Raw genomic sequence first — 14,749 nt, forward strand, 5'->3', positions numbered from 1 at the left:
TCCAGTTTTTAGTTACCGGACCGAGGTTCCCCGGTCGCTCGATACAACCGCCATGACGACGGCGCCATCCCCCCGTCGTTGGGTACCTCCAACACCAATGCTCCCACCCCGCCGGCTCCGGTGTCGAACATCGTCGGATAACGGCGGTTGATCGCATCGGACTCACCACGCCCGTCGTTGGGGACGGCCAGGATGTACTCCACTGCGAACGTCGTCGGATCGTTGAGAATCCGAACGAAGTCGCCGTCGGAAGGCACGACGAACTGGCGAGGATTGTCGGAGGCAGTCACCACCGCGTAGCTCTCGACGGTGTCGAGCAGAACCGACCCCGGTGGTAAGTCCAGATTGTCGAGGTACTTGGCAATACGACGCTCGGCCGCGAATGTCCGCAGAATCGCCTGCTCGTCGAGATCGTCCCGGCCTGGAACCACCGCACTGGCTATCGAGTGTTCCAGTACCGCCAGTCGCGCATTACCCATTGCCACGAAAGTCAGGGCGTTGGATCCGGCCAGTAGACAGAGCGCGACGATCACCGACAACGACGCCGTCGCCGGGGCTCTCTTCAGGCCGACGGCGGTACTCGCCGCGCGGCCCGGCCGTCGCGAGATCACCGGGGCACCCCGCGGATCGGTGAGCACCGCCAGGACGAAGCACAGCGGGATGACCGCGATGTAGAACCGCAGCAGCGGGAAGGTCGAGCCCATCGCGTACAGCAGTGTCTGCGCCCCCAGGATCGAACCGAAGACTGCCGATACGACGATCAGTTCCGGGTCACGATGACCGATGGCACGCACTGTTGCCAACACCAGCAGGACGGGCAGTGCCGGACCGAGAACTGCGATCTCCGTCGTGGAGAACACCACGCGCGTCAGCAGTGAGTCGGCATTGACGCCCGCTTGTTCGATGATCGCGCTGTTGCCGTACACGGACGAGAATTGTTGAAACGCCTGGCCCGTGATGAGCCAACTCGAGAACGACCATGCGATGAAGGCCAGCATTCCCGGCATCAACACGACTGTTCCGTCCAGTACAGCGGCCCACAGTCGGCGTACGCGAACACTGTCGTCGGAATCTGGGTCGACATCGGAAAACCGGATCCAACTCACGACGGTCACCAGCATCACGGCGACGAACAACGGCGCCAACGCGTCGTATCTGGTCAGATAGGCCAGACCGAGCGCCAGGCCGGCCGCGATCAGATCATGTACGTCGTCGCTGTGCATCCACCGCATCAGACGGCGAACCGCCCACAGCACGAAGAACAGGAACGGGGCTTCACTCATGCCGCTCGCGGCGTACATGACGATCATCGGGTTGAGCGCGAACAGTGCGGTCAAGACCACCGTGGTCCATCGAGTACACCCGCGGTCGCGGCTGATACCACGAATTTGAACCACTGCCCCGGCCATGAATGCCGCCGACATCACCGCAGCGGTGATGTTCCAGCGCAACAATTCCGGCCACCAGTGTCCCAGGATTCCCATGGGAATCTGTGCCGCTGCCGTCAACGGTGTGAAGATGAATCCGATGGCCGCGAAATGCGGGTCGCGGCTGAGGAGCATCGCCGACACCGACGCGACTCGGCTCAGCGAGTCGGTGAAGATGAACCCGATGCCGGCGTTCATCCACACCCCCACCGCGGCGTAGAGCACGAATATCGCAGTGTACAGCCGCCATGGCTTCCGAACCGGAAGATTGTGCTCCACAACGACCTTCATCGGCAGGTCAGCGACGGTCACTTCGCGCGACGCCTGGCCATCAGCACTGCCCCGACGGCAATCACGATCAAGGCCACGGTGCCGGCGCCGATCCAGCCCAGTAGCGCGCGATCGATACCCGAATCCACCGACATTGCCGGAGTCGAACCCAGCGGAGCCACGTTGACGCCGATGTCGAATGGCGCAACGTCGCGGGTGCCGACCAGCAGATCGCCTGTCAGAGCAGCGAAGCGGTTCCGATCACCGTCCAGCCAGTTCAGAATGTCGTCCGCATCGCCGGCGTCGCCGTTGGAGGTCAGCGCGAGTATCTCGTTGTGCGGCCCGGACACCACCTGCAGTGCTCCGTAAGCGCTGTCGAACGCGAATCCGTGAAAGCGGAGCAGCCCCTGATCCGCGGAGTCCATCGGCAGAACGACGGCAGTAGGCAGGTCGCCGTCCGCGGCGACGAGGAGAGCAGGCAGCGAGCTCGTCGCCGCGTCGTCGAACGACAGGACACGGGGCTGCAGCGGCAGGTAACTCAGTCGCTGCATCTGCACCATCAAACGCTGGGCCCGAACCAGATCGGCGAAATCGCCATGGCTCAGGCCCACGTCGATGGTGGGCAGCATCGACTGTGGAAGTGACTGGAATCCACCGGGCACCGGCGGGAACGCCGTCGAACTGCTGATCGTGCTCGACGGATCGAGAGTGAGCGTCGACGGACTACTGGTTCCACATTGGAAATCCCCGGTCACGTCCATCGCGAGCTGCACCACGTTGTCGCGTCGCAGCAATTCGTTCGCAATCGTGACGCTGATATCGAATCGCCCGCTCGAATCTGCGTTCTGCGAACCCAATCTCGTATCGCCGACGGAGACCGTGAGTTCACCGCTGCGCGAATTGGGCAGCGGGACATATGTTCCGATCAGACGCAGCTTGACATTCTCGAGGGATCGGCCCAACTGCGACTGACTGAACGGGACATCCACCTGAATGTGGGTCAGCCCCGACGCGCTCAACGTACCCAACTTCAATTGCCCGAGGGTGATCACGTCCTGGGATATTTCGGCCACTGCTCGATCCGGGGAGGCAAGCGCCTTACTGGCAGACCAGAAGCCGTCGAAATTTGCCGCCAGCAACGTGACCTGGGATACCAGTGACCGAGCGTCGCCGCTGATGCGCAGCACCGGGGCATGCCCGACCTGAGTGACCAGATCGATTCCGGCTTCACTGCTGTCCGACAGTACGATGCTGCGCTCGAACAACTGCGGATCGACCTGAGGCAGCGTTCGACCCGCTGGGAGTTGTTCGAGCACGACCGAATCGGGGCGGCCGTCGTATTGATTGACTATCGCGGTGCTCAGACGCAGCGCTGCACTCTGTTGCGCTTCCGAGGATCCGTCGGTCACGTAGACAGTCGCCTTACGCAGGATCGACGGGAAGAATGCCGCGACGGTTTTCGGCTGCTCCTCGACCCCGTCGTACACCACGCTCGCCCCGCGCACAGCCAGCGGCTGGTAGTTGGTTCGGTCATAGCAGCGGTCGTCGATCGGAACGAGATGAGCAACCATGGAGACGGTGACGCTTCGGTCCACCACCTCGAGTCCCGCCAGCGGGATCGACACCGGCAAGCCCTGACCCGCCTGAACACCGTCGAAGTCGAGGCGGTTCACCAACCTGCCCGCCGCGGTCACCTCGAGCCAGCCTCGACTGAAATCGGTCGGGGCAGTCAGCGTCCCGGTGATCGCAGATGCGGTGAGACCGTCCGGCACCGGGACGGTCACCACCACCGCGGTGTCGTTCGACGGGAACAAGACGTCGATCCCACGTCCGAGTTCGGTGAACGAGATCGGCACGGAACCAGCCGGGACGATTTCCGATTCCTGATCGACATCAACCGACTCCGGCGCTGAAGTGGTCGGCTCCGCGGAGTCCTGTGCGGCAGCGATTCCCGCGCCGGCGCTCACCAGGCCGAGAGCAACCACGAGTGCAACGGCCAGCGAGCGGGTCGAGCCGAGACCAATTCGTCTCATCGCCTTCTCCTCAGTGTCGATTCCTGGAGTACCCGAAGGTCTGTCACCCAGGGCACGTTCCCGCCGACCCGGTGGCTGACAGCTACCCGGCCGATGTAGACAAACAAACCATATCGAGGGTTTTCAGGGTTTGGCTAATTGTCCGGAAATTGATCTGGAGTCGAAAGTCCGTAAACGGAACTGTTCGCTTGGTGGGACTACCGAAAAAGCGGCCCACCGACGATTGCCGGTGGGCCGCTTCATGGAACGAGTTCTAGTTGGTGAGCGTGTCCTTGATGTCGGAGGCAGCATCACTGACCGCGTCGCCCACTTTCTTCGCCTTCGCCTTCACCTGATCCCCTGCACCTTCTGCAGCGAGATCGTCGTTGCCGGTTGCGTGACCGATCTTCTCCTTGGCCTCGCCGATGAGATCTTCGGCACGGTGCTTTGCCTTGTCGATGAAATCAGCCATATGTTCCTCCTGGAGAATTGCGTGGGTTGTACCGCCCGACGAGGCGGTTCGTGTGCCGGTCAGCGTCGTACGGTCAGCGTTTCCCCGTAACCGTCTTGACGATGAACAGCAGAATCACTGCGCCGAGAACACAAGTGAGGAAGCTGAAGATCAGGCCTCCGCCGTTGACGTCGACCCCGAATATCTTGAGCAGGAACCCACCGATCAAGCCGCCGACGATACCGACGACGATGTTGAGGACAATGCCCTGTTGGGCGTCCGTCTTCATGATCTTGCTGCCGATCCAACCGGCCAGGCCGCCGATGATGATCCATCCAATGATTCCTAAACCGAGCATTGCAACTCCTTGTGAAGGTTTTTGACGGACATTTGATGATAGGCGGCGAAATCGCAGCCGTCTGCCGTTTCAGTGCCACTGTCACCCGATCGAGATGTACGCCGACGATCGCTCGGATGCCGACGCGGAAGCGTCGTCGTACGAGATCCGAAACGGAACAGTGGCAACATCACCGCCTTTTATTTCTATCAGGACAAACGTTCGATTCCAAATCCGAACCACGGCAACATAATAAGACATTTCAGGCTGTTGCGGGTTCACCCGTCGCAATGGACCGAGAGCCCGAGCGTGCTACCAGCAGGAAGGTGCGAACCTCGATCGACGGGTCCTGTGCCATGTGTCTCACACTGTCCCGAACCGAGTTGATCGTGTCATACACCGCAGCAATGGAATCGGCGCTCCGAACTGCGGAACGCCGAACGGTGACGTTCAGTTCGACAGAGCGGACCCGCTGATCGAGAACAGCTTTTCCGCGCGCGCGAACAACATGTGGTGAACGTTCCAGCGCATCGGCAGCCGCCGATGTCAACATGCTCAGATCCGAGGTCACCTTTTCTCCGGTTCCGTGGTCCGCCAACACTATCCGCTTCACCTTGCGCGCCGGTCGATGCGAGATGAGCCACCACACGGACAATGCTCCGAGCCCTATCCCCGCAGCACCGACCGCCCACGGCCACCAGGATCTATCCGTTTCGGACAGGACTGATGACAGATTCAGGCGCTCAGGCATGCCGGGGAATCGATCGGTACCCCACACAACCGCGCCACCACCGATCGCGACGACGCTCAACGCCACCACCCCGGACACCACGCGGTCCACAAATTCGACTGTGCGAGACATGATCACCTCCTGACATCGCTACGTATCACGAGACGAGGAACAGGCGACAGAGATTCCGTCAGATGAGCGACCACCGCCCTCGCTTTCGCCTCGACATCGACGGGATCGACTCCGGCGATTGTCAGTCGAACCACCAGGCGCCGGCGACTGGCCTTCGCCTTCGCTGACAGCACACCGTCGACGGACTCGGCTCGCACCGTGGCCACTGACGCCACGTCTCGCGGCGCAATCCACAGATCGGGCTGCCCTACAACCCGATTGGCCCGCTTTGAGCGAGGCTTGAGGGACAACGTCAAGATGCAACCGCCCACGACGACGGCCGCGATCCCGGCCGGCAACATCCATGACTGATAGCCGATGCCGTCTGCCGCGTCGAGCGCGCGGACTATCCAGGACGGTCCGGCGAGCAAACCGGTGGCGACAAGGGTGTCTCGGATTGCGACAACTCCCACCGCCAGAACGCCCATTGCCAGAACGACACCGACGAGCACGGCACCGGCCGTCGCGACCGGGACCCGCTCTTCCGGGCTCGATTCCCTCGGCAGCACCTCGACACTTTCGTCTGGTCGCACCTCGGAATCTATCACCGCACACCCCTCCGCGACTCGTCCGTTTCCGGCGGGAGAACACTCACCACATCGACTTCGACTCCCGCCACTGTCAGACCCGACACCGTTTCGAGTTCGGTTCTGACATTGTCGCGCACCGCCGAGCCGATGAACGCCGGTGAGTCGGCCCATTGCACTGCGATATCCACCCGAACATGAACCACGTTCCCGGACAGAGTGACTCGGGCCCGAGGTAGACGGCGTCGGGTGAGTTTCTCGATCCCTCCCGCATGCCGCCGAACACCGGTCGTCTCTCGGGCAGCTTTGAGAACCAGCTTGTGCGCGACGTGATCGCGAACAGTCAAGGTTCCGCGCATGCCTGGCTCGACTGACTCAGCCACGACCGCGCCCTCGGAACAAGACGGCGAGATCGAACTCGCCGTCTCGTTGCCCGCCCACGAGATATCCGATCACTCCCAGCACGAGTGCGATGAGAAACCCGGTGAATCCGCCTGCTGCTGCGGCAATTCCCAGAAGTAGTCCGGCAATGAGACCTACCGTGGATGTGGTCATGACATGTCCTCCCGTGAACGCCTCGGCGTTCAGATCTCGGTATAGGTACGCGCGCCCGGCAATCGCGCTCGAAACTTCTTGTAACGAACCCGAACCGGCTTGGCCAACTGTTCAACGGTCCCGCGAAAAGATCTGAGTACGGTGACTTCGCCCGATGCCGAAGCCGAAGCCGAAGCCGATGCCGATGGCGCGTCGGCGAACAGTGCATCGATGTCGGTCAGAGCCGCTCTCAACGCATCGGCGGATCCGCCTATGTCCGGATGGAACTTCCGGACCGCCGCTCTGCGAGCAGAGCGGCGATCGGGATATGACGTCCATTCGATGTCGGCCACGAAAATCAGTGCTCGACTATGTCTTCCACGGTCACATTGACCGTCCCCGTCACCAGATGGGCCACAGCGGCACGAATACGTGCGGCAGTGTCGTCGATCGACGCCTCGGTGGTGACGGTGACGTGAATATCCGTGCCCGCGTCACCGACACGAACTCCCACCACCCGGTGGCCCGGTAGATACGTACCGACCTCACCGAACATTCCGGGATGTAATCCCGACACCCCCGGTACGGCCAGCACTGCCACCGCTATCGAATCAGCGACATCCGGTTCGGAATTCACTGCACCCGCGAGATCTTCGGATCGCCGCTGTCGTCGTCGTTGCCGTCGTCGAGATGGACGTCGTGGACGGTGATGTTGACCTCGGTGACCTCGAGCCCGGTCATCCGTTCCAGCGCTGCAATGACATTTCGGCGAATCCCCGTGGCCAGATCCGCGAGCGAGACCCCGTACTCTGCGACGATGTCGATGTCGACAGCCGCCTGCTTTTCGCCGACCTCGACCGAAACCCCCTGCGAGTGGTTGATGCTCGCGCCCGGAATGCGTTCGCGCAGGGCGCCGACCACACGAGAAGCACCGCCGCCCACGTCGTAGACACCGCTCACCTCGCGAGTTGCGATCCCGGCGATCTTCGAGACAACCGTGTCGGCGATCGACGTCTTGCCCTGTGAGCTGACCAGAGCCGAGTCGGTAGTCGACTCGACGTCCTTGCTCGAGCTTGATCCTGACTGTGTGCCGGCCATTACCGTCTCCTCCTGTTTGGTCTTTCCACCTGTGTAGTCGGTGGTCGAGCTCCGAACCGAACGTACGAATACTGTGACACCCATTACTTCTGCTCACCAGTTACCTTACGTAACATTTACCACCGATGCGGACGAAAGAATGAACTACCCGTCCGAAGTACCTACCTGTCACTCGAGAATTTTCACGAGAGGAGCGACTGTGGCGTCACCACGACCACAGGGGCTCACAGGGGCCTCGACACCGGGCGGGACCACGGGCGGTGAAGCCGGCCTCGATCAGCGGATCGTGGACGCTGCGATGCTCGACGATCGTGAGGCGTTCGAAGCCGTCGTTCACCACTACGGCCCGGCATTGCACCGCTACGCGCGAAGAATGCTCGCGGACGAGGGAGACATCCTCGAAGTCGTACAGGACACCTTCGTCGCGGCGTGGCGCCGGCTCGATTCCTTCCGCGGCGAGTCGTCCATCCAGACGTGGTTGTTCTCGATTTGCTCGCGCAAGATCATCGACACGTACCGGATCAAGCGGGCCCAACCGATCGACGACAAACTCCTCGATCCCCTGATCCCGTCGCAGGAGGCCGGACCTTTCGACACCACCTCCAATGTCGCATTCCTCGAAGCGCTCGAGGAGGCACTCGGCGAACTACCGTATCGTCAACGCGCAGCCTGGATTCTCCGCGAAGTGGAGATGCTGACATTTGTTCAGGTGGGCGAGATACTTCGACTTTCTGCAGACTCGGTCCGGGCCCACCACCATCGAGCACGTGCGAACCTGGGTGAACGAATGATGAGGTGGCGATGACGAAACCGGAATCGGATCAATTGCTGACACGAGCGGCGGACGTTCTGAAGACCCTCCCCGAGCCGGGATGGACTCGGATCAGCGACTCGGTCATCGGTGCTGTTCGATCGGCGCCGATGTCCGGGTGGCCGATCCGGGTCCGGAGGTCCCCGAGTGCGAAGCTCGGCTCGGTGTTCGTCAGCGATCGTGTCGTTCGGAAAAAGCTCGCAGCTCGGATTCGCCGGGACGATCGCTGCTCGCCGAGCGCTGTGGAGCTTGAACTGAGCGGGGTCGATCTGCGTTCGATTCGAATCGAACTGGCAGCGGCGTACGGGTCCGATCTCACGGAACTCGGGGCATCGGTCCGAAGGGACACCGTCGAACTCGTCAGCGAGTTGCTCGGCGAGTTCGACTCGTCGAGCTCACTGTTGCGGGTCGACGTGGAAATCACCGACATCATCGAGGTGCACGCGAGCACCGTCGAGGAGTAGCCGCCCGGCGGAACTCCGACACTCCTCAGCCGCCCAGTTCGGCAATCATCGAGGTCAGCGCCTGCGCCGCGACGCTCAGTGCGGCCTCGTCCGGTGCGGCCGATCCCACGATCACACGCTCGGCCAACTGCTCTCGACCGATCAACGACACACCGTCGAGTTGGAATCCTTCCTCGTCGGGGACGAAGATCTCGATCTCGCCACCGATGGCTACCAACTCCGACCGCGGACTACTGGCAAGCAACCTGCGTAGATGGTCCGTCGTGATCGTCAGTCCACTCATGGCGAGCCTCTCCCGGTTCTACAACTTTGCGCACACATGACTCGGTTTTCCGGCATGCCGAACCTCTTGACTACCAGCGCACGGTGAGCGGAATGCGTCGCCCAGTTGAACAGTGATCGGTACCGTGGATGATTCTCGAACCGGGAACACAGTCCCACATGGTGACGGTACTCCGAACTCATTTCTTCACAAGACTTTTCACTGCGATGCCTGATTCATGTACCGTAGAGGCGTCGAATGGTTCGGTCGAGTTCGCACCCGAAGACCGTCGCAGTACTTGGCAGCGCCACGCGTACGAGCCATCACACACAAGGCAAACACACACGACCACGAACACGAAAGACACGGACATCCGATTGACGACGGCGCCACGGCCTGACCGGGTCGCATCGCCGCCACGAACGAGAGGAAGAACATGTCGAAGTTCACGATCCCAGGTTTGACCAGCACCGACGGCGCAACTGTCGCGGCCGCCCTGCAAGAGCGCCTCAGCATGTACAACGACCTTCACCTGACACTCAAGCACGTTCACTGGAACGTCGTGGGGCCGAACTTCATCGGCGTACACGAGATGATCGACCCGCAGGTCGAGTTGGTGCGCGGGTACGCCGACGAGATAACCGAACGTATAGCGGCCCTGGGTAATTCACCTCGAGGAACAGCCGGCGCCATCGAACGCGACCGGACGTGGGACGACTACTCGGTCGAGCGGGACGATGCCACGGCACACCTGGCCGCCCTGGACCTGGTCTACACCGGCGTGATCACCACCAACAGAACCGTGATCGACACGGTCGGCAAGATCGATCCGATCACCGAAGACATACTGATCGGGCAGACTGCGCAGTTGGAGAAATTCCAATGGTTCGTCCGTGCACATCTGGAAAACTCCGGCGGCGGACTGGTTCACGAGGGATCCGCCACCGAGCGTGGTGCCGCGGACCACGCCCGGTCGAATTGATCGGAATTCCTGTCAAACATATTCTCGGACAAGACGATCGAACTCGGCGCGGTCGATGATGCCCGGTTGACCGATGTCGAGTGCCTCGAGGTACTTGTTCGCCAACCGGTAGTCGTGACCCCATCGACCGCCCTCGCCATCCTGATCAGGGCGTTTCACGCTCGATCCAGGCGGTACCTCGTCCCGCAATCCGTTGGTTTTCGAACCGATCAGCGTATCGAGCTTGGTGGAGACGACGGTCAGTGCTTCACGATCGTTCATCGTTGCCCTTTCGTTGCACGAATGCCGTTACACGGCCGGAACTACCTACACCGTACCTGTTTTCGACATCGAGAACTCTTGTTGCACTTTCTACTTGGTTCAACGGCGGTCGACATCCCATGTCACGGCACTACAACCGATGCACTTTCGAATGCGGTCATGCCCGGTCCGGTCGAGGCCACGCACAGCGCGGCCTCGGCCGTTAGCGGCTAGGGTTCTTCGAGCCGACGGCCGAACGAAAGTGACCGGACATGACGATTGCCACCCGCCTGGACGCGCTCCAGCAGAAGCATCCCGCGCTGGGATTCCCCATCGCCGTGCTCTACAAGTTTCTCGATGATCAAGGTGTGTACCTGGCGGCACTGATCGCGTACTACGGGGTCATCTCACTCTTTCCGCTTCTGCTGCTCCTGTCGACCGTGCTCGGATTCGTTCTCGCCGACAACCCCGACTTGCAGCAACAGATCATCGACTCCGCCTTGCACCAGTTCCCGGTCATCGGCGACGATCTGGGTGATCCCACTCAGATCGGCGGTGGAACCGCCGGACTGGTCATCGGGATCGTGGGCGCTCTGTACGGCGGCCTCGGCGTTGCGCTTGCCTGCCAGAATGCGATGAACACCGTGTGGTCGGTCCCGCGGAACATGCGCCCGGACCCGATCCGCGGCCGACTTCAGGGACTGCTACTGCTGGGAACCATCGGCCTCGCCGTTCTCGGCACCACAGCGGTCTCCGCCGTCGGTGGAGTCTTGCATCTGGCCGGTCCGTTCCAGTACCTGTTGATCCTGGCAGCCGTCGCACTGAACTCTCTGATATTCATTCTGGCTTTCCGTCTGACATGTGCTCGACCGCTTTCCTTCACCGACGTCGCCCCCGGGGCGGTGGCGGCGGCAATTCTGTGGCAGGCACTGCAGTCGTTCGGCGCCCTGTACGTGGACTCCGTGGTCCGTGGCGCCTCGACCACAAATGGCGTTTTCGCCATTGTTCTGGGATTGCTGGCGTTCTTGTTCCTCGCTGCCGCTTCGATAGTGATGTGCGCGGAGATCAACGTCGTGCGGGTGGATCGACTACATCCACGCGCGTTGCTCGCACCGTTCACCGACAACACCGAACTCATCGAAGGCGACCGTCGCACCTTCGCCGATCAGGCCAAGGCGCAGCGTGCCGTCCCCCACGAAAACATCCACGTCACGTTCGACCCACCCGCTTCCAAGACGCCCGATGCGGTGGCCGACACGACGCCGGAACCCCTTGTCGTTAGTCCCCATTGCGACGCAACGCGGGAACAGGACACATAGACCCAAGATTTAACACAACGATCCCAATTCTTCTTCGCAATCCCCTTTTCGGCACGTATTGACTGTTCAGAGCGGCCTTCAACGCCCGGCACTTCAACTGAACAACGTATCAATACTGACAAATTGGTCAAAAATTTCAACTCGCCATGGAGGTAATTGGAGACAGAAAAAGAACGGCATGGCAGGATCACTGGGGAGACCGAACTCTCGATGGGAGGGCTCGGCTCGATGGATCCAGGAGAATTTGGTTATGGCTCAGGGCAGTGTCAAGTGGTTCAACGGTGAAAAGGGCTTCGGATTCATCGAGCAGGAAGGTGGCGGACCGGATGTGTTCGTTCACTACTCGGAAATCCAGGGCAGCGGCTACAAGTCCCTCGACGAGGGCCAGAAGGTCGAATTCGAGATCGGACAGGGCCAGAAGGGCCCCCAGGCGCAGAACGTTCGCGCTATCTGAGTTCGACCCCCGTCTGACTTCAGATTGAAAAGGCTGGAACCGCACCCAGAGGTGATGGCTCCAGCCTTTTCTGATGTCGGACGCTCGAAGCGTCGCAGAGTTGTCGTTACAACAGAATCCTGTCATTACAACAGTATTCGTTCGTTTCACCTATCCGCGCTTGTCGAGTACCGGATCCTCACCGGTATGCAGTTCGGCTACTTCGGTCTTGAGGATTCTCATCGACCGCCCCAACCCGCGGGCGGCTTCGGGTAACTTCTTCGAGCCGAACAGCACGAGTAACACCACCGCTACGATCGCCCAGTGGGTCGGGCTCAGCGCGCCCATCAGGCCGGTTCCTTGTCTGCCGGGTAGACGGCGTCCACCTCGACCTCGACCAACCAACCCGGCACTGGCAGACCGGCCACCTCGAGCGCGAATCGGGTGGGCCTGGCGCTGTTTCGTTCGATCGGGGCACCGGGTTCGGCCGTGCCCAGTGGCACCAACTCCGTGTCACCGGTATCGAGATTGGTGTTGGCGAAGAATTGGCGATAGGCGCGGTTCCAGCCGGCGTAGTCGGCCTTGTCGGAACCCGGTGCGTTGTCGAGGAAGACGCGCATCGTGACGACGTCTTCGAGAGTGAGTCCCTGCGCTTCGAGATTGTCGCGAATCTTCTCGAGCACGTTGAGACCCTGAGCCTCGGTGACGGTGACCCCGGCCGGCAACACTCCCCCGGCGAACCGTCCGCCGATGTAGGACTCGGGCGATCCTTCCGGAGCGGCCTTGTTGCTCGCGGTCGGCCCGATGCCGCTCGTCTTGTATATTGCGGCGTTGCTCCCGATCGACACCCCTTGGGCGATCATCGGATTAGCTTGCCCGGCTTCGAGTACCGACTTCGAGACGAATGCGCTCGTAGGTGATGCGGGCTTGTCGGAATCGGACGAACATGCCGTTGCGGTACCGAGCAGGACGGTAGCGGCGAACGCCGTGACAACGGTCTTGGCGACTGATGATTTCATGGTGTGCTGACTCCTCGAAAATGGGATGGGTGATTCGCTACGAGCCCGACGCGACACGTTGATGCAGAGCCGTGACGACGTCCTGAGCGGAGGTGAAAGCGCCGTGCTGCCAGGCGATCGCGTTGGAAAGGTGATCGCCGGCGAAGTAGATCTTGTCTACTGGTTCGAGCAATTTGGTGTACTCGGGGGTGGCGACACCGCCATGAGAGTCCCCCGCGCCCGCCCACGACGCCCAGGCGGACTCCGAGTACTTTGTGCGACGCCAACTTCCGGAGAACGAGGACGAGATGTCGCGGGTGTACTTGTCGCCGTGAATCTCGGCACCTTCGGCGATCGCTTTGGCCAGCCGTTGGCGATGGGTGAGAGATTCGAATGCCTGCTGCCGCTTGCCGGAACTGTAGTAGGCGACGACGACTCCCCGGTCGGAGTTGTAGTGGTCGTAGGGGAACATGATCTGAGAGATGTCGCGGTCGGTGTTCGACGCTCCGCCGTAAATTCGCTCCTCGGTCTCCCACCACCGGCGCGAGTACTCGATGCCGAGCTTGCCGGACGACGACGGCTTGGCCGCATCCAAGGCCAGCAGGATGTCGGCGGGCAGATTGTTGTCGAGTCGCTTGATCAGATGCGGTGGAATCGTGCAGATGGCGTAGTCGGCGGTGATCGACTTCGTCTGCCCGTTCACGACGTAGTCGACGGTGACGCCGTCGGAGGTGTTCTTCATTCCCCGCACCTCGGCGCCGAACTCGATGTTGTCCATACCGATCGCGTCCTGGAACCTGTAGTAGATCCGGTCCATGCCGCCGACCGGTGTCAGCATCGTCATCGCCTGGTCGTACCCGAATTCGAAGGAGAACGCTCGGCCGATACCACCCTGGATGACGTCACTCATCCCGAACGGTTCGATCTCAGTTCCGAAGTTCAGTCCGGCTCCCGGCTCGGCCGAGTGACCACGTCTCGACGATCCGAGATAGCGCCCGTCGCTGGAGAGATCACCGAAGTCACTCAGGAACGAGGACAACGCTTCCTTGTCCTCCTTGCTGAGAACCTGGTCGAGCGCACCCTGGTTGGTTGCCTTCTGCAACAGTTCCGACATGTATCCGTAGGTGTCGGCCTTCGCTGCCCGGTAGGTGATCGACTGACCCGCCAGCGGCGTGTCGCCGGTGTAATTGACCACCGTGTTCGCGTTCTGGTTTCCGAACATCTGCAGTTCGACACCGAGTTCACGGCAGTAGTCGATGGTGTTGTGATTCTGCGGGATTCGGGTGGCTCCGAGATTGTAGAAGTGGCCCTCCGAGAATGTGCATGTCTGGGTCTCGCCGGCCAGATCTGTTTCCTGGGTTCCGTTACGGATCGACCACACGCGTCCGCCGGGGCGAGTGCGGGCTTCGAGGACGGTGACCTGGTATCCGGCCTTCTGTAGTTCGTAGGCCGAGCACAGTCCGGCCGGCCCGCCGCCGAGGATCACCACCGAGTGGCTACCCTTGACCCGACCGATGAGATCCCCAGGCGTCGGCGCTTGAAAGCGCTTCGGGCTCGCCGCCGCCGTCGGCGCCAGTCCGATGGACGACATCGCCCCGAGAGCCAGACCCGCTCCGCCGGTCAAGCCCAGTCTGCGCATGAAAGATCTACGTGTATATGGCAATTGAGTCTCCCATTCGTGGA

General features: G+C 61.4%; 21 protein-coding genes. 5 read left to right on the plus strand and 16 right to left on the minus strand.

The window, feature by feature from the left end; genetic code table 11:
• Positions 1–8: 8 nt before the first annotated feature.
• The 11 genes from ABH922_RS18555 to ABH922_RS18605 form a co-directional block, all read right to left on the minus strand.
• Entirely contained in the window at positions 9–1,739 is a 1,731-nt protein-coding gene (locus tag ABH922_RS18555; protein WP_424808311.1) for an ABC transporter, read from the minus strand.
• The gene (locus tag ABH922_RS18560; RefSeq protein WP_424808312.1) at positions 1,736–3,730 is read right to left on the minus strand and encodes a hypothetical protein; all 1,995 of its coding nucleotides are present in this window, start codon (positions 3,728–3,730) and stop codon (positions 1,736–1,738) included. The genes ABH922_RS18555 and ABH922_RS18560 overlap by 4 nt, the downstream gene beginning before the upstream one ends.
• 253 nt (positions 3,731–3,983) lie before the next feature.
• Positions 3,984–4,181, minus strand: coding sequence for a CsbD family protein (locus tag ABH922_RS18565; RefSeq protein ID WP_424808313.1), 198 nt, complete (start codon positions 4,179–4,181; stop codon positions 3,984–3,986).
• Between the two features lie 73 nt (positions 4,182–4,254).
• A complete protein-coding gene (locus tag ABH922_RS18570; RefSeq protein ID WP_424808314.1) occupies positions 4,255–4,518 on the minus strand; it encodes a GlsB/YeaQ/YmgE family stress response membrane protein in 264 nt (87 codons plus the stop codon).
• Between the two features lie 241 nt (positions 4,519–4,759).
• Positions 4,760–5,359 (minus strand): hypothetical protein, encoded by a 600-nt coding sequence (locus tag ABH922_RS18575; protein ID WP_424808315.1) that lies wholly within the window; start codon positions 5,357–5,359, stop codon positions 4,760–4,762.
• Positions 5,360–5,361: 2 nt separating this feature from the next.
• On the minus strand, positions 5,362–5,907 hold the full coding sequence (locus ABH922_RS18580) for a DUF6286 domain-containing protein (RefSeq protein WP_424808316.1): 546 nt from the start codon (positions 5,905–5,907) through the stop codon (positions 5,362–5,364).
• A gap of 35 nt (positions 5,908–5,942) precedes the next feature.
• On the minus strand, positions 5,943–6,308 hold the full coding sequence (locus ABH922_RS18585) for an Asp23/Gls24 family envelope stress response protein (RefSeq protein ID WP_424808317.1): 366 nt from the start codon (positions 6,306–6,308) through the stop codon (positions 5,943–5,945).
• Positions 6,301–6,480 carry a hypothetical protein gene (locus ABH922_RS18590; RefSeq protein ID WP_424808318.1) on the minus strand — a complete coding sequence of 60 codons (180 nt, stop codon included), beginning with the start codon at positions 6,478–6,480 and terminating at the stop codon, positions 6,301–6,303. Before ABH922_RS18590 ends, ABH922_RS18585 begins: the two co-directional genes overlap by 8 nt.
• Before the next feature lie 29 nt (positions 6,481–6,509).
• Positions 6,510–6,812 carry a hypothetical protein gene (locus ABH922_RS18595; RefSeq protein WP_424808319.1) on the minus strand — a complete coding sequence of 101 codons (303 nt, stop codon included), beginning with the start codon at positions 6,810–6,812 and terminating at the stop codon, positions 6,510–6,512.
• Between the two features lie 5 nt (positions 6,813–6,817).
• Positions 6,818–7,096, minus strand: coding sequence for a hypothetical protein (locus tag ABH922_RS18600; RefSeq protein WP_424808320.1), 279 nt, complete (start codon positions 7,094–7,096; stop codon positions 6,818–6,820).
• Positions 7,093–7,557 carry an Asp23/Gls24 family envelope stress response protein gene (locus ABH922_RS18605; RefSeq protein WP_424808321.1) on the minus strand — a complete coding sequence of 155 codons (465 nt, stop codon included), beginning with the start codon at positions 7,555–7,557 and terminating at the stop codon, positions 7,093–7,095. The genes ABH922_RS18600 and ABH922_RS18605 overlap by 4 nt, the downstream gene beginning before the upstream one ends.
• 199 nt (positions 7,558–7,756) lie before the next feature.
• On the opposite strand from ABH922_RS18605, the gene ABH922_RS18610 reads away from it, so the two are divergent.
• Together ABH922_RS18610 and ABH922_RS18615 are read left to right on the plus strand one after the other, a co-directional pair.
• Positions 7,757–8,362, plus strand: a complete 606-nt coding sequence (locus tag ABH922_RS18610) for an RNA polymerase sigma factor (RefSeq protein ID WP_424808322.1) — start codon at positions 7,757–7,759, stop codon at positions 8,360–8,362.
• On the plus strand, positions 8,359–8,832 hold the full coding sequence (locus ABH922_RS18615; RefSeq protein WP_424808323.1) for a hypothetical protein: 474 nt from the start codon (positions 8,359–8,361) through the stop codon (positions 8,830–8,832). The genes ABH922_RS18610 and ABH922_RS18615 overlap by 4 nt, the downstream gene beginning before the upstream one ends.
• Before the next feature lie 25 nt (positions 8,833–8,857).
• Here the strand turns inward: ABH922_RS18615 and ABH922_RS18620 are convergent, their stop codons facing one another.
• A complete protein-coding gene (locus tag ABH922_RS18620; RefSeq protein ID WP_424808324.1) occupies positions 8,858–9,115 on the minus strand; it encodes a hypothetical protein in 258 nt (85 codons plus the stop codon).
• Positions 9,116–9,530: 415 nt separating this feature from the next.
• Here ABH922_RS18620 and ABH922_RS18625 point away from each other — a divergent pair, with 415 nt between their 5' ends.
• On the plus strand, positions 9,531–10,076 hold the full coding sequence (locus ABH922_RS18625; RefSeq protein ID WP_424808325.1) for a Dps family protein: 546 nt from the start codon (positions 9,531–9,533) through the stop codon (positions 10,074–10,076).
• Positions 10,077–10,088: 12 nt separating this feature from the next.
• Here ABH922_RS18625 and ABH922_RS18630 read toward each other — a convergent pair whose 3' ends face one another.
• Positions 10,089–10,337 (minus strand): modification methylase HgiDII, encoded by a 249-nt coding sequence (locus tag ABH922_RS18630; RefSeq protein WP_424808326.1) that lies wholly within the window; start codon positions 10,335–10,337, stop codon positions 10,089–10,091.
• 251 nt (positions 10,338–10,588) lie between these two features.
• On the opposite strand from ABH922_RS18630, the gene ABH922_RS18635 reads away from it, so the two are divergent.
• Positions 10,589–11,635, plus strand: a complete 1,047-nt coding sequence (locus ABH922_RS18635; protein WP_424808327.1) for a YihY/virulence factor BrkB family protein — start codon at positions 10,589–10,591, stop codon at positions 11,633–11,635.
• Between the two features lie 250 nt (positions 11,636–11,885).
• Positions 11,886–12,089, plus strand: a complete 204-nt coding sequence (locus ABH922_RS18640) for a cold-shock protein (RefSeq protein WP_003943666.1) — start codon at positions 11,886–11,888, stop codon at positions 12,087–12,089.
• 150 nt (positions 12,090–12,239) lie between these two features.
• On the opposite strand, the gene tatA is transcribed toward ABH922_RS18640, so the two are convergent.
• From tatA to ABH922_RS18655, 3 genes are read right to left on the minus strand one after another with little or no spacing between them, the layout of a single operon-like run.
• Positions 12,240–12,416: a Sec-independent protein translocase subunit TatA gene (gene tatA, locus ABH922_RS18645; protein ID WP_424808328.1), complete on the minus strand. Its 177-nt coding sequence runs from the start codon at positions 12,414–12,416 to the stop codon at positions 12,240–12,242.
• Positions 12,416–13,087, minus strand: coding sequence for a Rid family hydrolase (locus ABH922_RS18650; protein WP_424808329.1), 672 nt, complete (start codon positions 13,085–13,087; stop codon positions 12,416–12,418). The genes tatA and ABH922_RS18650 overlap by 1 nt, the downstream gene beginning before the upstream one ends.
• Positions 13,088–13,124: 37 nt before the next feature.
• The gene (locus ABH922_RS18655; RefSeq protein WP_424808330.1) at positions 13,125–14,705 is read right to left on the minus strand and encodes a flavin monoamine oxidase family protein; all 1,581 of its coding nucleotides are present in this window, start codon (positions 14,703–14,705) and stop codon (positions 13,125–13,127) included.
• Between the last annotated feature and the right edge of the window lie 44 nt (positions 14,706–14,749).

It is taken from the genome of Rhodococcus sp. 27YEA15, from assembly GCF_049739425.1.
Classification (GTDB): Bacteria; Actinomycetota; Actinomycetes; order Mycobacteriales; family Mycobacteriaceae; genus Rhodococcus_F.